An 18,268-nucleotide genomic window follows, 5' to 3' on the forward strand; every position below is an offset into this window, starting at 1 on the left:
GCGCTCAGCCCGCGCGGCCCGGACGGGTCTGTGTCGGGTGCCGGGGCCGGGGGAGTTCCGGGGGCTCTCCCACCTTTATTACCAGCCGAATTCGCCCCCCACCGCCGTCCGGCCCGCGCAGCCGCCCTGACCAGGGCATCAAGCCCGATCATGACAGGATCCGCACGCCCGTGCAGTGATCCACTCGCGACCGGATACCCTGCCTGTATGGCCAGCGGCGGCACTCAGGGACCAGGCCGCTAGATCGACCAGGGACAGAGGAGTGGTCTTCGTGACCGTCGTGGAACCCTTCGGGCTCAGCGTGCAGGACCGCGACCTGACCCGGGACGTCCAGGCCGGACTGGACGCTGTGGAGGCGGCGCTCGGTGAGGCCGTCAAGAGCGACGTCCCCTTCATCACCGTCACCGCCAGTCACCTCCTCGAGGCCGGCGGCAAGCGCTTCCGCCCGCTGCTCCTGCTGCTGGCCGCCCAGTTCGGCGACCCGGGGGCGCCCGGCGTGGTGCCCGCCGCCGTGGTGGTCGAACTGACCCACCTGGCCACGCTCTACCACGACGACGTCATGGACGAGGCGCCGGTGCGCCGGGGCGCCCCGAGCGCCAACTCCCGCTGGGACAACTCGGTCGCCATCCTCACCGGCGACTTCCTGTTCTCCCGTGCCTCCCAGGTGCTCTCCGACCTCGGCCCGGAGGCCGTGCGGATGCAGGCCGAGGCCTTCGAGCGGCTGGTCACCGGCCAGATCCTGGAGACCCGCGGCCCGGGCCAGGACATGGACCCGCTGCTGCACTACCTGGACGTCCTGGAGGGCAAGACCGGCTCGCTGATCGCCGTCTCCTGCCGGATAGGAGCGCTGATGGCCGGTGCCGAGCGCGAGCTGGTGGACACCCTCGGCGAGTTCGGCGAGCGGATCGGCATCGCCTTCCAGCTGGCCGACGACGTGCTCGACATCGCCAGCGACGGCCACGAGTCCGGCAAGACCCCCGGCACCGACCTGCGCGAGGGCGTGCCGACCCTGCCGACCCTGCTGCTGCAGCAGATGCCCGCCGACCCGGCCGACCCGGACGACGCCCGGCTGCGCGAACTGCTCGACCAGGACCTCTCCGACGACGACCTGCACGCCGAGGCGCTGCGCCTGCTGCGCGCCCACCCCGCGCTGGAGCGCGCCCGCGCCGAGACCCTGCGCCGGGCCGAGGAGGCCCGGGCGCTGCTCGCGCCGCTGCCGGACTGCGCCGCGAAGGCCGCCCTGGAGGGCCTCTGCGACGCGGTGGCGATCCGCACGATGTGAGGCCCCGCTCCGGGTAGGGCCCCGCTCCGGGTGAGGCCCCGCACGATGGGGGACCCCGCTCCGGGCGGGGCCGCCGGGAGCCGTCCGGGCCGGGCCGAGAGGTGGCCCGTCCCGGACCCTCCGCCCGCCCCGGGATGGGGGAGACTGACTTCCGTCAGCACACGCCTGCCCGGAAGGTCGTTATGCGTCGCGTCGTCATCGCCGAGGACTCCGTACTGCTCAGGGAGGGACTGACCCGGCTGCTCACCGATCGCGGCCTGGAGGTCGTCGCCGGGGTCGGTGACGGAGACGCCCTGGTGAAGACCATCCACGACCTGGCGGCCGCCGACGCCCTGCCGGACGTCGTGGTCTCCGACGTGCGGATGCCCCCGAACCACACCGACGAGGGCCTGCGCGCCTGCGTGGAACTGCGCGCCCGGTACCCGCAGCTGGGCGTGCTGGTGCTGTCGCAGTTCGTGGAGGAGCGCTACGCCTCGGAGCTGCTGGCCGGCTCGACCCGGGGCGTGGGGTACCTGCTGAAGGACCGGGTCGCCGAGGTGCGCGAGTTCGCCGACGCGGTGGTCCGGGTCGCCGAGGGCGGCACCGCGCTGGACCCGGAGGTGGTGCAGCAGCTCCTCAGCCGCAGCCGCAAGGGCGACGTTCTGGCCAATCTCACGCCGCGCGAGCGCGAGGTGCTCGGGCTGATGGCGGAGGGCCGCACCAACGCCGCGGTGGCCAAGCAGCTGGTGGTCTCCGACGGCGCGGTGGAGAAGCACGTCAGCAACATCTTCCTCAAGCTGGGACTGGCTCAGAGCGCCGAGGACCACCGCCGGGTGCTGGCCGTGCTCACCTACCTCAACTCCTGACGCCCTCCGGTTCCGTCGCCCCGGCGCCCGGGGCGCGCCCCCGGGAGCGCATCTCGGCCATGCGCCCGTGAGGTGCTCGCGCCCGCCCGTCCGAGCCGGAATGATCTCCGGCGGGCGGGCGTTGACCTTCATGTGCGGTGCAGCCGCGGGCCGGTGAAATAACTGCCGTGCTTCCGGTCGCCGTCGGGTCGGCCCGCATAGGATGCGAGAGGTGCACCAGGCGGACGGGGCACGGGGCCGCGCCCGCGGTGGTGCGCCCACGAGGAGGTCCGCGGCAGTGACCAGTCAGGTCGATCAGTCAGAGGCAGTGGACGGCCCGGACGGCGACGAGGCCCGCGCCGGGAGCGGAGACGCGCACGCGGGTGCGGACGCGTCCGCCGGACCGCCCGGCCCGGGCGGCCCTCCGGTGAAGCCGGGCAAGCCCATCCGCAGACTCGATCGGGTGATCATTCGCTTCGCCGGCGACTCCGGTGACGGCATGCAGCTGACCGGTGACCGTTTCACCTCGGAGACGGCGTCCTTCGGCAACGACCTGTCCACGCTGCCGAACTTCCCGGCCGAGATCCGGGCGCCCGCCGGCACCCTGCCGGGCGTCTCGTCCTTCCAACTGCACTTCGCGGACCACGACATCCTGACCCCGGGCGACGCCCCGAACGTGCTGGTCGCGATGAACCCGGCCGCGCTGAAGGCGAACGTGCCGGACCTGCCGCGCGGTGCCGAGATCATCGTCAACACCGACGAGTTCACCAAGCGGGCGCTGGCCAAGGTCGGTTACCCGGCGGACCCGCTGGGCGACGGCTCGCTGGACGGCTTCCACCTGCACAAGGTGCCGCTGACCACGCTGACCCTGGAGGCGCTCAAGGACAGCGGCCTGGCCCGCAAGGACGCCGAGCGGGCGAAGAACATGTTCGCCCTGGGCCTGCTGTCCTGGATGTACCACCGGCCCACGCACGGGACGGAGTCGTTCCTGCGCACCAAGTTCGCCAAGAAGCCGCAGATCGCCGAGGCGAACATCACCGCCTTCCGGGCGGGCTGGAACTTCGGTGAGACCACCGAGTCCTTCGCCGTCTCCTACGAGGTGCCGCCGGCCAGGCTCCCGGCCGGGCGCTACCGCAACATCTCCGGCAACCTGGCGCTGTCCTACGGGCTGATCGCCGCCTCGCGGCGCTCCGGCCTCCCGCTGTACCTGGGCTCGTACCCGATCACCCCGGCCTCGGACATCCTGCACGAGCTGAGCCGGCACAAGGACTTCGGGGTGCGCACCTTCCAGGCGGAGGACGAGATCGCCGGTGTCGGCGCGGCGCTCGGCGCCGCCTTCGGCGGGGCGCTCGGGGTGACCACCACCTCCGGGCCGGGTGTCGCGCTGAAGTCCGAGACGATCGGCCTGGCCGTCTCGCTCGAACTGCCGCTGCTGGTCGTGGACATCCAGCGCGGCGGCCCGTCCACCGGCCTGCCGACCAAGACCGAGCAGGCGGACCTGCTGCAGGCGATGTTCGGGCGCAACGGCGAGGCGCCGGTGCCGATCGTCGCCCCGGCCACGCCCGCGGAGTGCTTCGACGCGGCGCTGGAGGCGGCCCGGATCGCGGTCACCTACCGCACCCCGGTGTTCCTGCTCTCGGACGGCTACCTGGCCAACGGCTCGGAGCCCTGGCGGATCCCCGAGGTCGACGAACTGCCGGAGATCGACCCGGAGTTCGCCACCGGCCCGAACCGCGAGGACGGCGCCTTCTGGCCGTACCTGCGCGATCCGCGGACCCTGGCCAGGCCCTGGGCGCTGCCCGGTACGCCCGGCCTGGAGCACCGGATCGGCGGCATCGAGAAGCAGGACGGCACAGGCAACATCTCCTACGACCCGGCCAACCACGACTTCATGGTCCGCACCCGGCAGGCCAAGGTCGACGGCATCACGGTGAAGCCGGTCGAGGTGGACGACCCGAGCGGCGACGCCCGGGTGCTGGTGCTCGGCTGGGGCTCGACGTACGGGCCGATCACCGCCGCGGTGCGCCGGGTGCGCGCGGACGGCGGCGAGGTCGCCCAGGCGCACCTGCGCAACCTCAACCCGTTCCCGGCCAACCTGGGCTCGGTGCTGCGGAGTTACGAGAAGATCATCGTTCCCGAGATGAACCTGGGGCAGCTGGCCCTGCTGCTGCGGGCGAAGTACCTGGTGGACGCCGAGTCCTACAACCAGGTGCGCGGACTGCCCTTCAAGGCGGCCCAGTTGGCGGACGTGCTGTGGGCCGCGATCGGCACCCTGGACGAGGAGGACAACCGATGAGCGAGCGTGCCTTCCCGTCCCTGCGACTGGTGCCCAAGGCCGAAGGCCCGCAGGGCGCCCGGGACTTCAAGACGGACCAGGAGGTGCGCTGGTGCCCGGGCTGCGGGGACTACGCGATCCTGGCGGCGGTGCAGTCCTTCATGCCGGAGCTGGGCATCAGGCGCGAGAACACGGTGTTCGTCTCCGGCATCGGCTGCTCCTCGCGTTTCCCGTACTACATGAACACCTACGGGGTGCACTCGATCCACGGCCGGGCGCCGGCGATCGCGACCGGGCTGGCCACCTCGCGCCAGGACCTGAGCGTCTGGGTGGTGACGGGTGACGGCGACGCGCTGTCGATCGGCGGCAACCACCTGATCCACGCCCTGCGGCGGAACGTCAATTTGAAGATCCTGTTGTTCAACAACCGTATCTACGGCCTCACCAAGGGCCAGTACTCGCCCACCAGTGAGCTCGGCAAGATCACCAAGTCCACCCCGATGGGCTCGCTGGACGCGCCGTTCAACCCGCTGTCGCTTGCGATCGGAGCCGAGGCCACCTTCGTCGCGCGCACCATCGACTCGGACCGCCAGCACCTCCAGTCGGTGCTGCGGGCGGCCGCCGAGCACCAGGGCACGGCGCTGGTGGAGATCTACCAGAACTGCAACATCTTCAACGACGGCGCCTTCGAGGTGCTGAAGGACCCGGGCAGCCGGGACGAGGCGCTGATCCGGCTGGAGCACGGGAAGGCCGCCCGCTTCGGCGCGGACCTGGCGAACGGCGTCTTCCGGGGCCCGGACGGCGAGCTGTTCACCGCCCCGGTCACGGCGGACAACGAGGCGGACGTCCTGGTCCACGACGCGCACGCGGCCGGCCCCGCCACCGCCTTCGCGCTCTCCCGGATCGCCGACGCGGACACCCTGCACCACACGCCGATCGGCGTGCTGCGCAGCGTCGAACGGCCGGTCTACGACGAGCTGATGGCGAGCCAGCTGGCCACCGCCACCGACGGGCGCGGCCCGGGCGACCTGGCCACGCTGCTCGCCGGCAACGACACCTGGACGGTGGACTGACCGTCCGACCGTCCGTCGGAGCGAGCGACGCCCCCTGTCCCGACCGGGACAGGGGGCGTCGTCGTTGCCCGCTCCTACTGCTCCTGCCGCTCGGCCCACTCGACCAGTTCGACGACCACCCCGTTCGGGTCGACGACCTGGAAGAGCTTCTCGCCCCACGGCTCCTCGCGCAGCGGCAGGGTGATCACGACCCCCTCCTCGCGCAGCCGCCGCTCCTCGGCGGCGATGTCCTCGACGACGAACGCCAGGATCACGCCGTCCGCGATCCGGTGGCGCTGGTCCTCGGGGAGGACTTCGAGGCCGCGCCGCAGGTAGACGACATTGACCCCGCCGCCCGGGTGCGCGAGCGAGACGAAGCCGTCGGCCGACATCTGCTCGGTGTAGCCGAAGTGCCGCTGGAGGAAGGCGGCGGAGGTGGTGACGTCCTCGACGGTCAGGGAGACGGCGGTCGTGGTGATCTGCAAGGCGGAGAACCCTCTCGTCGGCATCGCACGGTTATTCCGTACGCAGTACACTATACATAGTACGGAGAATTGCGCCAGGGGTCTCCGCGGAATCCGGGACGGGGCCGGAAACGACGGAGGGAGGCTCCCCGGGCGGGGGAGCCTCCCTCGGGAGGTCGGCGAGGCCGGTGCGGCGCGCGTCAGTAGACGCAGGGGATGCCGCCGTCGGACTGGGCGTCGACGGCCGGGCCCTGCATCGGCAGGTTGGCGGCCGGGTCGGTCGGGGCGCCGCCGGCGGGGGCGGTGGGCTTGTCGGCGGCGACGCCGGTGAAGCCGGTGCCGAGGGTGACGACGACGTGGTCGGCGGCGGTGGCGGCGGATGCGGTGGCGGTCACGCCGTAGCGGGCCGCGACCTGTTCGGCGGCTTCCTTGGCGCCCTTGCCGTAGGTGACGGTGGTGGTCTTCGGCCGGGTGGCGGCCGAGCCGGTGCGGCCCTCCTTGAAGCCCAGGCCGGCCAGTGCCTTGGCCTCGTCGGCGGAGGTGACCCCGGCCGCAGAGGAGGCGTTGAAGACGTCCACGGTGACCGGCCCGGCGGCGGCCGGGGGCGTGGTGGCGGCCGGCGGGACGGCGGGGGCCTGGGTGGCGGGCGCGCCGGAGGCGGCGGCCGGGTCGGCCGGGGCGGGGGCGGCATCGGCGTAGCCGAAGAGCTGCTTGACCACCTTCTGGACCTTCGCCGGGGTCACCAGGTTGACGTCCTGGCCGTTCTTGGTGCCGAACCCGTCGAAGGTCAGGGTGTTGAACTCGACGTTGCCGCCGGTGAGGTTGGGGGCCTGCTGGGCGAAGTCGAGCACGTTCCACTCGTTGTCGATCACCAGGTCCTTCTGCATCACCCCCATCAGCTCCTGCATCTTGCCGAGGTCGCCGATGACGCCCTTCTGCTTGAGGTTGTGCACCACCGAGGAGATGAAGGCCTGCTGGCGGTGGGTGCGGGCGAAGTCGCCGGTGTTGCCGTCCGGGCCGTCGAGGTTGTGGCGCTGGCGGACGAAGGAGAGCGCCTGGGAGGCGTTGAGCTTGTTGACGCCCTTGTGGAAGTCGGCCCCGGAGCCCTGGCCCTCGATGGCCGGGTCCTTGGTGTCGTGGGTGAGGCAGACCTCGATCGGCTGGAGGGCCTTGGCGATGTCGTAGAAGCCCATCAGGTTGACCTCGGCGATGTGGTCGATGGGCTGGTCGAGGAACTTCTGCACGGTGCGGATGGTGGCCGCGCGGCCGATGTCCCGGCCGGCCTTCTCCAGGTCGGCGCCCTTGAGGCCCTTGGCGCGCAGACCGGCGTCGGCCTTGTCCTTGGCCGCGCCGTAGGCCTCCTTGATCTTGGCCATGCCCATCTGGGAGCCGTTGGCGTCGTAGGTCATCACGTAGTCGTCGCGGGGTATCGAGACGGCCTGCACCTTGCCGCCGTTCGCCGGGATGTGCAGCAGGATCAGCGAGTTGGTGTTGTAGCCGCCGATGTCGGAGCTGTGGCCGGCGTGCAGCTCGTCCTGGACGAACTCGGGCGGGAGGTCCGTGCCGTCCATGTTCTTGCGGCTGTCCAGGCCGATCAGCAGCAGGTTGACCGAGTTGTCGAGGTGCTTGGGGGCGTCCTTCTTGGTCTCGGCGATGACGCCGGAGGTGGTCATCCCGTCGGTGAGCTGCTTGTACTCGTACCAGACCACCCCGCTGGCGGCGAACACCGCCAGGCCGACGGTGCAGGCCACCACCCGGCCCGCGACCAGGGCGGGTGAGGGGCGGCGGGGGCGGCGGGCCTCGGCGCCGCCGTCGGTCCCGGGGTTGTCAGCCATGCTGCCTCCTCCTCGCCCGGACCAGCCGGACCGCGATCACGATGACGGCCGCGGCCGCGGCCTCGGCCATCACGGGAAAGCCGTGCACCACCCACTTCGCGGCGCCGGTGGCCAGGCCCTTGCCCTGGTACCGGTCGCGGTGGGCGGTGAACTCGACGACGGCCGTCACGCCCAGGACCACCAGCGGCGAGGTGGCGAGCACCCACCACCAGCCGTTGCGGCTGCTCAGTGCCGCCGCCAGGCCGGTGCCGAGCAGCGCGGCCACGGCGAAGACCAGGCCCATGCCGGGGCCGGAGAGCTCGTCGACCGCGGCGCCGGCCAGCGGTAGTCCGAGGGCGAGGGCCGCCGGCAGCGCGGGGCCGCCGGGCAGCGGGCGTATGTGCCCGGCCGGTTTGTCCGCCGCCCGTCGGCGCGTCCGCTGGTCGGCCGACCGTCCTCGCTGCCCCGCCACGCCCTCACCCCGGTGTTCCCGTGTTCCGCGCGCCATGGTGGCGCCTGCGCCGCGTGCCGTCCGTCGGTTTCGTCGGTCCGGAACTCTGTTCGTGGCGCTGCCAGTTCCGGACGCCGGTTGCCGGTCGGCCGGTTCCCGTGCGGGGGTCCGGCCACCCGTGATCGGGGGAGGCGCTTCCCAATGTCTTCTACACGGGTGTAGAAGTCGTACGCAGCATAGAGCACGTCCGTTCGGCGGGACGTCCGGGTCTTCCGTGGCCTGGATAAACTACACCGGGCAGTTTCTGAGAGGGTCGGCCGGTGCGCCGACGGAAGAGGAGAGGGCCGTGGCGACGACGGGCGGAGCGGGACGGCCGGAGAAGCGCGAGGCGATCACCCGGGCCGCGACGGTGGTGTTCGGCCGGGAGGGGTACGTCCGGGCCAGCATGGACGCGATCGCGGCCGAGGCCGGGGTGTCCAAGCGGACGGTCTACAACCACTTCGGCGACAAGGAGACCCTCTTCCTGTCGGTGGCCCTGCGGACCTCGGCGGAACTGACCGAACGCATCGACGGGTTGATGGCGACGTACCTCGGCCGGGTGGTGGACCTGCGCCGGGACCTGATCGACTTCGCCGTCGAGCGGGCCCGCGCCGTGTTGTCGGCCGGGGAGCACGGGGCGCTCGGCCGGGCGATCCGGGCCGAGGTGGCCAACATCCCGGCGGACGTCCTGGAGGCCTGGCTGGAGGCCGGCCCGGTCGCCTCCCAGCGCGCGCTCGCGCAGCACGTCGAGGCGCTCGCCGGGCGCGGGCTGCTCGCGGTCGAGGACGCCGCCCTGGCCGCCGAGCAGTTCACCCTGCTGACCTTCCACGGCGTCGCCGAGCGCTCCTTCTGGGGCGCGCTCCCGGTGGCGGACGAGGAGGTCGAGCGGATCGCGACGGCCGGCGTGGACGCCTTCCTGCGGATCCACGGCGCGCCGAAGGCGGCGGAGGCGTCCTCGGCGGCACGGGGCTGAGCCCGCCCGGGCGGGAGCGGCCGGCCGCCGCCCCCGCCCGGACCACCCGTGGATCACTTCCAGTTGAGGCCCTTGCCGAGGGTGTACGGCTCGCCCCAGTACTCGGCGCCCGCGACCTTGGAGGCCTCCGGGGACATCGCCACCGCGCAGGAGGTGGCGGACTGGCCGTTGGTGAAGCCCTTGGGCAGCGACTCGCTCTTGCACTTGGCGAAGGAGCCGATGACCATCAGCTCCTGCGCCTCGGTGCCGTCCGCCAGCAGGCCCTTCATGTGGCTGACGCTGGTGTAGGAGAGGTCGGTGCCGCCGGCGTTGGTGACCTTGTAGTGGATGTAGTACGGCACCAGGCCCTTGGCCTTGCCGCCCAGGTTCAGCGGGGCGAGGTCGGCCGGGTCGCCCTTCTCGATCGAGGTGACCGCGAGCGCGATGGTGCCCTTGGTGCTGCCCGAGCTGAACGGGACGGTGGCGGCGTCGCCGAGCTTCAGCGTGGTCCCGGCCGCCGGGGCGCTGCCGGCCGGCGCGGGTGCGGTGGCCGAACCGGACCCGGCGCCGCCCGCCGGGACGGAGGCCGAACCGGAGGCGGCCGGGGTGGTGGCCGCGGTGCTCGGCGAGGCGGCCTGGGTGGCGGGCGCACCGGTCGCCGGCGGGGTCTTGGCGGTGTCGGACGACGAGGCGTCGTCGTTGCAGGCGGTCAGGGTGAGCGCGCCGACCGCGGCCAGTGAGGCCAGGGCCAGGGCGCGACGACTGCTGCGGATGGGCTTCACGTGATGTCCCCCGTGGTAGCGGACCCCCGGTGCCGGTGGTCCTCCTGAGGGACGTTCATAGCGCAGCGCGAACGAGCGGGGCCATGGCTTCGACGCGTCCTTGACACGGTCGTGACGAGTCCCTCGCGCCACCGTGACAAGGGATGCCGAGTCGTGATCAGCCGCCCGGACGGGGGCCGGCGAGGGGCCGACCGGCGTCGGCGCGGGGGGCCGTGGGGCACCCGGAGGAGACCGGGCCCGGTCCGCTCGGCCTGGAGAGCGGACCGGGCCCGGTGGTTCGTCAGCCGAGCAGCCAGCGCTGGGCCGGGGCGGCGGGGTCGCAGGAGGCCACCCCGGTGGCCTGGCCGCCGCCGTTGGAGGTGAGGCACTGCCCGGTGGCCGCGTTGCGGACCAGGTACCAGCCGTGGTCCTCGTCGGTCAGCCGCCACTTCTGGTTGGCGGGCATCCAGTCGCCGGCCGGCCGGTTGAGGCCGTCCAGTCCGCCGGGGGTGTCCCAGAGGTGGACGGCGCCCGAACCGGTGTCGAGGTCGATCACCTTGCCCTGCCCGTGCGCGATCGCCGTGGTGCCGTCGCAGTACTTCCAGAACGACCAGGTCTGCGCGGGCGACTGGTTGGCCGGCCAGACGATGATCGGCTGACCGTTGGCCTCGACGTTGTGGAAGAGGTCGAGCGCGCCGGCGCCGGAGCCGTTGTTCACGGCCGCGAAGGCTCCCACGGACGGCGACAGGTCGCAGGCGCCGGCCTGTGCCGCCTGCGCCGCCGGCGCGCCGGCCACGACCGCCCCCGCGACGGCAGTGACGGCCCCGAGCGAGGCGAGGAGCCTGCGGGTACGGGTGGTGGTTCTCATCGGGTCTCTCCTTCTGGTGTGGTGGGCGGGCCGGCTCAGCCGCGCGGGACCGCGAGCGCGGCCCACTGCTTGGGGCCGGGGACGCCGTCGGCGTCCGCGCCCGAGTCGCCGAGCTTGTGCTGCCAGTTGCGGAAGGACTCGCGGTCCGCGTCGGACCACTCGGGGCCGGGGCCCTCGGCGTAGGCGGAGCAGCCCTCGGCGACGAGGCGCTCGCCCATCCGGGTGATGACGTCGCTGTTCTGGCCGTCGTGGAAGAAGTCGGCGCCGGGGAAGGGCTCGTAGCCGTCGCCGCCGTCGCCGCCGCCGCCCGCCGGAGCGCCGCCGCCGGACGGGGCCCCGCCGTCGGGGCTGTCCTCCGCGGAGGCCTCCTGCCCGAAGTAGAGCGCCCCGGGCCGGTCCTTCCACTCCGGGTCGGCGAGGACCGCGCCCTCGGCGAAGTCCGGGATGCCGTAGCCGTAGACCCAGTCCGAGCGGCGCTCACGGGTCTTGAGGTAGACGCCGTCGCCCTCGGCGCTGCCGCCGTCGTTGGTGTTGCCCTCGACGGTGGTGATGGTGGAGCTGGTGTAGGCGATGCAGATGCCGGTGTGGCTGCCGCCACCGGGCCCGAAGAAGACCTGGCCGCCGATCACCGGGTACTCGGTGAAGCGGTCGCGCTCCTTGAACCAGGCGACGCCCTCCGCGCAGGAGGCGGTCACCGGGAAGCGCCCGGCGTTGCCGGACTGCTCGGCGCACCAGGAGACGAAGGTGGCGCACCAGGCCTCGCCCTGGGACCACTCCAGGCCGGCGACGGCGGGGGAGAACTTCTGGATGTTGTTCCAGTGCCCGCCGCTGCGACCCTCGTGGTAGCCGACCTCGTCTCGGGCGATGCGGATCAGGTCCGCCGCGTTCGAGGACATGGGTGTGGACTCCTTGTTCGTGGAAGGGTGCCGGTCGGGGTCTCAGGCCTTGCCGAAGGTCTGCACGTAGCGGCCCCAGTTGCCGCGCTGGCGGGGCGCGTAGCCGATGCCGATGTAGTTGTAGTCGGGGTTGAGGATGTTCACCCGGTGGCCCGGGCTGTTCATCCACATCTGCATCGCCTCCGGCACGCTGTTGCTCGGGGTGACGTTCTCGGCGGAGGAGCGGGAGACGAAGCCGGCGGCCGCGATGCGGTCCCAGGGGGAGCTGCCGTCGGTGCCGTTGTGCTGGGTGAGGTCGTGCGAGGCCATGTCGTTGGCGTGGCGCTGGGCGGCCGCGCTGAGGCGGTCGTCCAGGCGCACCGGCGGGGCGCCGACCCGGCCGCGCTCGGCGTTGACGGCGTTCAGCATCTCGGAGCGGAAGTCACCGCCGCCGCCACCGCCGGGCTGGGGCTGCGGCTGGGGCTGGGGCTGCTGCTGGCCGCCGCCGCCGCTGATGCCCCCGGCCGGGACGAGCTGCCAGCGCTGCGCCGGGTTGCCGTCGTCCTGCCTGGAGAGGGTGAGCGGCGAGCCGGGGGCGGCCGCGGTGAGGTAGAGCATGCCCTCGTTGGTGCGGGTGGTGCGGATGCGGACCCAGTCGTTGTCGAGGGGCTCGAAGCACCAGTGCTGGTTGGGCTGGTTGTGCTCGTTGTACAGCCAGGCCTGGCCGGTGGAGTAGTTGAAGTCCATGACCATGGCCTGGCCGCCGACGTGCTTGCCGGTGGTGAGCTGGGTCTCCAGGAGGAAGCTGCCGTTCTCCTTGGCCCAGAAGGTCCAGCCCTGGGCGGTGGTGCCGTTGGAGCCCCAGGACTGGACGGCGGTGCCGGCGGCGGTCTGGCTGGAACGGACGTCGGCGACGGTTCCGTTGGCGGACTTGATCGTCCAGGTCTGGCCGTGCTGCGGGAGCGTGGGCATGGTGGCGCCTCTCGTCTGTGGTGTCGCCCCGGGCCGCAACCGCTGCGGCCCGGGGCCTGACGGGAGAGACGTTCCTGCACGGCGGTAGACGGCCGGTCAACACGCGTGGCCGGTGCCGCCGTTGATGCCGTGTCTACCGCGCCAGAAGGGCCCTGACCTGCGCCGATTCCTCGGTGAGCCCCAGCCGCTCGTACACCTCCAGGGAGTCCGTCAGACAGGCCCGGGCCTGGCTCGGGCGGCCGAGGCCGGTGAGCGCGGTGCCGAGGGTGCGCAGCAGGGCGCCCTCCAGGGCGGGGCTGGTGCGCCGGGCGAGCGGGAGGACCGCCTCGGCCGCGTCGACGGCGAGCAGCCAGCGGCCGGCCTCGGCGTGGACGCGGGCGGCGAGGTCGCCGGACGCGGCGGCGAAGACGGTGACCTGGAGGGCGGTGAACTCGTCGCGGGCGCCGACGGCGTGGTCGAGCGCCGCCTCCGGGTCGCCGCACAGCCGCAGCACCCGGGCGAGGTAGTAGCGGCCGATCGCGGCGGAGACCGGCCCCGAGTCGCGCATCAGGCGGGCGCTGCGCTCGGCGGCCTCCCGGGCCTCGTCGAGCCGGCCGGTCTGGGCGCAGCTGAAGGCGAACTCGCCGAGCGCGCTGCCCTCGGAGCGTCCGGCCCCCAGGCGGTGGAACAGCCCGGCGGCCCGGCCGGCGTGTTCGGCGGCCTCGGCGTAGCGGCCGTGCACGCGGGCGTTGCCGCCGAGGGTGAGCAGGGCCTTGGCGAGCACCCGGTCGGTGCCGGTGGTGGTGCAGACCTCGACGGCCCGGCGGATCTCCTCCACGGACTCGGCGTAGCGGTTGACGTGCCAGAGCATGCTGCCGCGCACGTACCGGGCGAGGGCGAGCGGGCCGTGGTCGCCGCGTGCCTCGGCCTCGCCGGCCAGGCGTTCGGCGAGGTCGGCGATGACGGTGGTCTGGGTGCGTTCGGCGAGCACCGCGCCCATCCGGTCGGCGAGTTCGACGGCGCGGTCGAGCGGCAGGGCCGGGTCGGCGCAGCTCAGGGCGATGACGGCGGCGTGCACCTCGGCCTGCTCGCGCATCCAGCGCACGGCCTCCGTGCCGTCGGCGACGGGCCGGCCGGGGTGGGGCACCGGCACGTCGAGCAGGCTGAGTTCGACCGGGTCGGGCTTGCGGGCGGCGACGTCGGCGTTGCGGGCGGTGGCGAGGCAGAAGTCGAGCAGCCGTCCGGTGGCCGCGGTGCGTTCGGCGGGGCCGTCCTCGGCGGCGAGCCGGCCGCGGGCGTAGGCGCGGACCAGGTCGTGGTAGCCGTACCGGCCGAAGCGGGGGGACTGCAGGAGGTTGAGGTCGACGAGGGTTTCGAGGAGTTCGTCGGTCTCGGCCTCGGTGCGGTCGAGCAGGACGGCGGCGCAGGGCAGCGGGATGTCGGGGGCGTCGGGCAGGGCGAGCAGCCGGAAGGCGCGGGCCAGTTCGACGTCGAGGCGGTGGTAGGAGAGCGCGAAGCTGGCCTCCACCGTCCGTTCGCCGTCGCTGAGTTCGGCCAGCCGGTGCTCCCGGCGCAGGCCCTCGGCGAGGGTGGCCAGGGTGAGCGCGGGGTCGGCGGCGAGCCGGGAGGCGACGATGCGGACGGCGAGCGGCAGCAGCCCGCAGGCCCGGACGACCTCCTCGGCGGCCCCGGGCTCGGCGGCGACGCGGTCGGCGCCGACGATCCGGGTGAGCAGTTCCAGCGCCTGCCCGGGCGGCAGGGTGTCCAGGCGCAGCTGGTGGGCTCCGGCGAGGCCGGTCAGCCGGTGGCGGCTGGTGACGAGGACGGCGCAGCCGGGCGAGCCGGGCAGCAGGGGTTCGACGTGGCCGGGGGTGGCCGCGTTGTCGAGGACGACCAGGACGCGCCGCCCGGCCAGGGCCGAGCGGTAGAGCGCGCTGCGCTCCCCGGTGTCCGGGGGGATCTCGCCGGGGGCGACGCCGAGGTCCCGCAGGAAGCCGGCGAGCACCGTGCCGGGGTCGGGCGGGGTGCGGTCGGCGCCGCGCAGGTCGGCGAAGAGCTGCCCGTCGGGGAAGCGGTCGCGGGTCCGGCGGGCCACGTGCACGGCGAGGGTGGTCTTGCCGACGCCGCCCATGCCGTCCAGGGCGGAGACCACGACGGCCCGTCCGCCGGCGCCGGCGAGGCGGTCGGTGAGGGCCTCGACCTCCTCGGTGCGGCCGGTGAAGTCGGGCAGGCCGGACGGCAGCTGGTCGGGCGCCCGCCAGGTGTCGGCGGCGTCGGCGGCGGGCCCGGCCTGGGCGGCACCGGCGGGCAGCAGGGCGGCGTCCTCGCGCAGGATCCGCAGCTGGAGCTCGGCGGGGGCGTCCTCGCCGGGCGGGAGCGAGGCGCGGGCGTCCTCGTACACGGCGAGCGCCTCGGCCTTGCGCCCGGCCTGGTAGAGGGCGCGCATCAGGACGGTGGTGAGCCGGGGGCGGCCGGGGTGCTCCAGGGCGAGGGCGGCGATCGCCGCGGTGAGGTCGGTGCGGTCGCCGAGGTCGGCGTCCAGCTCCAGTTCCGTCTCCTTGGCCGAGACCCGCTGTTCGGTGAGGCGGGTGCGGACGGCCTCGGCGTGCGGCCCGGGCAGTCCGGCCAGCGCCTCGCCGACCCAGAGCCGGTGGGCGCGGCGCAGCACCTCCCGCACCTCCCGCGGTGGGGCGCCCGCCTCGCGCAGCCGCTCGGCCTCGGCCACCAGGGCCTCCCAGGCGGCGGCGTCCACCTCGCTGCCGGGCGCCCTGAACGCGTAGCCGTCGCCGACGCGCACCAGCGGCATCCGGTCCGGGTCGTCCCCGGCGTACGGACGGAACGCGGTGCGCAGCCGGGAGACGGCGAGCTGGACGGCCTTGCGCGGGTCGGCCGGCGCGGCCCCGCCCCACACCCCCTCGACCAGCACCGGGACCGACACCGTGCGCCCGGCGGCGGCCAGCAGCACGGCGAGCACGGCCCGCTGCTGCGGCCGGCCCAACTCCAGTTCCAGCTCCCCGTACCAGGCCCGCAGCGGTCCCAGCAGTCCGAACCGCAGCCCGGAACCCCCCATGTCACCCATCTACCCGTCCCCGAAAGTCGTCCTGCGCCGGGATCCCGCCAGTTCCGTCCGGACGGTGGGCCCCCATACCCCGGCGGCCTATGCTCTGTCACAGATTGTGCACCGGATCGTGCACAGGTTGTGCACCGGATCGAGGGCTTCGAGGGGTGGGCCGTGGGGCTCGTTTTCAGCCTGCTGGGGCCGCTGCGGGCCCGGCACGACGGTCGTGAGCTCGACCTCGGCCGACCGCAGCAGCGGGCCGTGCTCGCGGCCCTGCTGGTCCCGCCGGGGCAGCTGGTGTCCACGGATCGGCTGGTCGAGGACCTGTGGGGGGCGGACGAAACCCGCTGGCCGAAGGATCCGGTCGGGCAGATCGGCACCCACGTCCACCGTCTGCGGCGGGCCCTGGGCGAGCCCGGGCTGCTGGTCGGAGCGGCGGGCGGCTACCGGCTGGAGGCGCCGCGCACGGCGGTGGACCTCTTCCGTTACGAGGCCGAGGTGGCGGAGGCCGTCGCGCTGCGTCACCAGGATCCGCTGCGGGCGCGCGAGTCGCTGGCGCGGGCGCTGGGCGCCTGGGAGGGGCACCGGGCGCTGGACGGGGTGCCCGGGGCGTTCGCCGAGCGGGTCCGGGAACGGCTGGCGGCCGGGCGGTTCGCGGCGGTGAAGACCCTGCTCGACCTGGACCTGTCGCTCGGCCGGCACGCCGAGGCGCTGGAGCCGCTGGCCGGGCTGGCGGCCTCGCACCCCCAGGACGAGGAGGTGCACCGGCTGCACCTGCTGGCGCTGCACCGCTGCGGCCGGACGGCGGAGGCGCTGGCGGGGTACGAGGCGCTGCGTGAGCGGCTGGACGGGGAGCTCGGTCTCGAACCCGCCCCGGCGCTGGTCGAACTGGCCGGGCAGATCCGGCGCGGCGAGGCCCCGGTGCTGCTGCGGCGGCTGCCGAGGCCGAGCCAGCTGCCGCCGGACATCCCGGACCTGGTCGGGCGGGCGGCGCAGGTGCGGGAGGCGGAGCGGGTGCTGCGGGCGGCCGGGGCGCCGGTCCTGGGGCTGTCCGGTTCGGCGGGCTGCGGCGCGTCGGCGCTGGCGGTGCACGTGGCGCACACCGTCCAGGACGCCTTCCCGGACGGCCGGCTGTACGCGGGCGGCGGCGGGGCCGGTGTGGTGCTCGCCGGCTTCCTGCGGGCGCTGGGGGACCGGCCGGCGGCGGGCGCGGACGTCGAGGAGCTCGGCGCGCGCTACCGCGGGCTGCTCGCCGGGCGCCGGGTGCTGGTCCTGCTGGACGGGGTGGCCGAGCCGGGCGTGCTGCTGCCGGCGGTGCCCGGCTGCGCGGCGGTGGTGGCCGGCGCCGAACCGGGCACCCTGCCCGACGGCGCCGTACGGCTCGCGGTGGGACCGCTGGAGCCGCACGACGCCTATGAACTGCTGGCCCGGATCGCCGGCGCGGACCGGGTCCGACGGGAGCCGGAGGCGGTGGCCGAGGTGGCCGCGCTCTGCGGCCACCTGCCGGTCCTGCTGCGCACGGCGGCGGAGCGGCTCGCCTCCCGGCCGCAGTGGTCGGTGGCCGACCTGGTGCGGTGGCTCGCCCTGCGGGCCGACGGGCCGGGGCGGGCCCAGTAACGCCGGCTCTCCCGGCGACCCCGGCCTTCTCGGTGACCGGGGCCGGTTCAGTAGAGGTCGGAGGAGAAGAGGACTGCGCCGGGGACGGGGCCGGGGTTGGAGGAGTGGGGGATGCGCGGGATGTCGTTGCCGCCCCAGTAGACGCCGGAGGTGCCGCTGGCGGTGACGGTCAGCTTGGCGTGCGGGTGGCCGTAGGTGCCGGACGACCAGCAGGCGGCGCCGTTGGCGGAGTAGACGACGAAGTTGCCGTCGACCTGCATGACGGCCTTGTAGCCGCAGCCGACGGTGCCGCTGGCCATCTTGACCTGGGTCCCGTACTGGTAGACGACGAAGTTGCCGTCGGGCTGCATGATCATCCGGGTGGAGCCGGACTCGATGTACCAGCCCTGGTAGAGCGGCTCGTCGTCCCAGATGGAGACGTGGTCGACGGCCCGCTCGATCGCGGCCTCCGCGGTACCGGTCGACGCCACGGTCCCGGCCAGGGCGAGCGCGGTGGTGGCGGTGGCCAGGGCGATCTGCCGGAGGGTCTTCGTCGTCTTCATGTACCCGTGCCTCGTGGTTCTCTCGTGCGTTCGCGCCCGCCAGGTCCTCGGGGCGCGGTGTGGCACGACCTTGGCGGAAGGCGGTAGACAAACGATGAACGCCGCCGTTTAACGGGGTCCGGGGCCCGGGCCGGCGGGCCGGGGCCCACGGCGGGACCAGGGGCATTTGGCTTGGGCCCGGAGTGGGAGTAGTGTCTCCTAGTCGCCTGACAGGGAGCACCGGACACGCAGCCGCGCGGACGGTCCCGGGGTGGCCAATCCTCTGAAACACCCACTTCCCGGTTCGGGCCGGGTCGCTTCGTCGTTTTCGCGTCGCGGCCTGGTGCGCATTCGGTGTGCATGTTTATTGGGTTGCGGTCGGATTCGCTTTTCGGAGCGGGGATCGGCTAGAGTTTGAAACGTCGGACAGGGCGTCAAACCCCGGAAGACACCGGCGAGTTGGA

General features: G+C 73.7%; 15 protein-coding genes. 6 read left to right on the forward strand and 9 right to left on the reverse strand.

The features are described 5' to 3' along the window. Positions 1-271: 271 nt before the first annotated feature. From ACFRQN_RS32250 to ACFRQN_RS32265, 4 genes are all read left to right on the forward strand, one after another. Positions 272-1,282 (forward strand): polyprenyl synthetase family protein, encoded by a 1,011-nt coding sequence (locus tag ACFRQN_RS32250; RefSeq protein ID WP_049652569.1) that lies wholly within the window; start codon positions 272-274, stop codon positions 1,280-1,282. A 182-nt stretch (positions 1,283-1,464) separates the two neighbouring features. Then, complete coding sequence (locus ACFRQN_RS32255; RefSeq protein WP_049652547.1) at positions 1,465-2,127, forward strand: response regulator transcription factor; 663 nt, start codon at positions 1,465-1,467, stop codon at positions 2,125-2,127. Positions 2,128-2,404: 277 nt separating this feature from the next. After that, on the forward strand, positions 2,405-4,402 hold the full coding sequence (locus ACFRQN_RS32260) for a 2-oxoacid:acceptor oxidoreductase subunit alpha (RefSeq protein WP_049652544.1): 1,998 nt from the start codon (positions 2,405-2,407) through the stop codon (positions 4,400-4,402). Beyond that, positions 4,399-5,454 carry a 2-oxoacid:ferredoxin oxidoreductase subunit beta gene (locus ACFRQN_RS32265; RefSeq protein ID WP_380743880.1) on the forward strand — a complete coding sequence of 352 codons (1,056 nt, stop codon included), beginning with the start codon at positions 4,399-4,401 and terminating at the stop codon, positions 5,452-5,454. The genes ACFRQN_RS32260 and ACFRQN_RS32265 overlap by 4 nt, the downstream gene beginning before the upstream one ends. A 74-nt stretch (positions 5,455-5,528) precedes the next feature. Here ACFRQN_RS32265 and ACFRQN_RS32270 read toward each other — a convergent pair whose 3' ends face one another. The 3 genes from ACFRQN_RS32270 to ACFRQN_RS32280 form a co-directional block, all read right to left on the reverse strand. Beyond that, positions 5,529-5,918, reverse strand: coding sequence for a VOC family protein (locus ACFRQN_RS32270; protein WP_049652540.1), 390 nt, complete (start codon positions 5,916-5,918; stop codon positions 5,529-5,531). A gap of 179 nt (positions 5,919-6,097) precedes the next feature. Continuing rightward, positions 6,098-7,732 carry an LCP family protein gene (locus ACFRQN_RS32275; RefSeq protein WP_380743883.1) on the reverse strand — a complete coding sequence of 545 codons (1,635 nt, stop codon included), beginning with the start codon at positions 7,730-7,732 and terminating at the stop codon, positions 6,098-6,100. Further along, entirely contained in the window at positions 7,725-8,183 is a 459-nt protein-coding gene (locus ACFRQN_RS32280) for a DUF6542 domain-containing protein (RefSeq protein WP_380743885.1), read from the reverse strand. Before ACFRQN_RS32280 ends, ACFRQN_RS32275 begins: the two co-directional genes overlap by 8 nt. A 325-nt stretch (positions 8,184-8,508) precedes the next feature. Here ACFRQN_RS32280 and ACFRQN_RS32285 point away from each other — a divergent pair, with 325 nt between their 5' ends. Next, positions 8,509-9,174 carry a TetR/AcrR family transcriptional regulator gene (locus ACFRQN_RS32285; protein ID WP_259316709.1) on the forward strand — a complete coding sequence of 222 codons (666 nt, stop codon included), beginning with the start codon at positions 8,509-8,511 and terminating at the stop codon, positions 9,172-9,174. Positions 9,175-9,227: 53 nt separating this feature from the next. On the opposite strand, the gene ACFRQN_RS32290 is transcribed toward ACFRQN_RS32285, so the two are convergent. From ACFRQN_RS32290 to ACFRQN_RS32310, 5 genes are all read right to left on the reverse strand, one after another. After that, a complete protein-coding gene (locus ACFRQN_RS32290) occupies positions 9,228-9,935 on the reverse strand; it encodes a hypothetical protein (RefSeq protein ID WP_380743887.1) in 708 nt (235 codons plus the stop codon). A 280-nt stretch (positions 9,936-10,215) separates the two neighbouring features. Further along, the gene (locus ACFRQN_RS32295; RefSeq protein ID WP_074005532.1) at positions 10,216-10,782 is read right to left on the reverse strand and encodes an RICIN domain-containing protein; all 567 of its coding nucleotides are present in this window, start codon (positions 10,780-10,782) and stop codon (positions 10,216-10,218) included. A gap of 35 nt (positions 10,783-10,817) precedes the next feature. Further along, the gene (locus ACFRQN_RS32300; RefSeq protein ID WP_049656668.1) at positions 10,818-11,678 is read right to left on the reverse strand and encodes a peptidoglycan-binding protein; all 861 of its coding nucleotides are present in this window, start codon (positions 11,676-11,678) and stop codon (positions 10,818-10,820) included. 42 nt (positions 11,679-11,720) lie between these two features. After that, entirely contained in the window at positions 11,721-12,629 is a 909-nt protein-coding gene (locus ACFRQN_RS32305; RefSeq protein WP_380743890.1) for a CAP domain-containing protein, read from the reverse strand. A 133-nt stretch (positions 12,630-12,762) separates the two neighbouring features. Further along, positions 12,763-15,687, reverse strand: a complete 2,925-nt coding sequence (locus ACFRQN_RS32310; RefSeq protein ID WP_380743892.1) for a BTAD domain-containing putative transcriptional regulator — start codon at positions 15,685-15,687, stop codon at positions 12,763-12,765. Between the two features lie 153 nt (positions 15,688-15,840). Between ACFRQN_RS32310 and ACFRQN_RS32315 the strand changes: the two genes are divergently transcribed. Beyond that, the gene (locus ACFRQN_RS32315) at positions 15,841-17,283 is read left to right on the forward strand and encodes a BTAD domain-containing putative transcriptional regulator (protein WP_380743894.1); all 1,443 of its coding nucleotides are present in this window, start codon (positions 15,841-15,843) and stop codon (positions 17,281-17,283) included. A 47-nt stretch (positions 17,284-17,330) separates the two neighbouring features. On the opposite strand, the gene ACFRQN_RS32320 is transcribed toward ACFRQN_RS32315, so the two are convergent. Further along, complete coding sequence (locus ACFRQN_RS32320) at positions 17,331-17,825, reverse strand: hypothetical protein (protein ID WP_049661190.1); 495 nt, start codon at positions 17,823-17,825, stop codon at positions 17,331-17,333. Positions 17,826-18,268 lie beyond the last annotated feature (443 nt).

It is taken from the genome of Kitasatospora sp. NPDC056800, assembly GCF_042789775.1.
Classification (GTDB): Bacteria; Actinomycetota; Actinomycetes; order Streptomycetales; family Streptomycetaceae; genus Kitasatospora.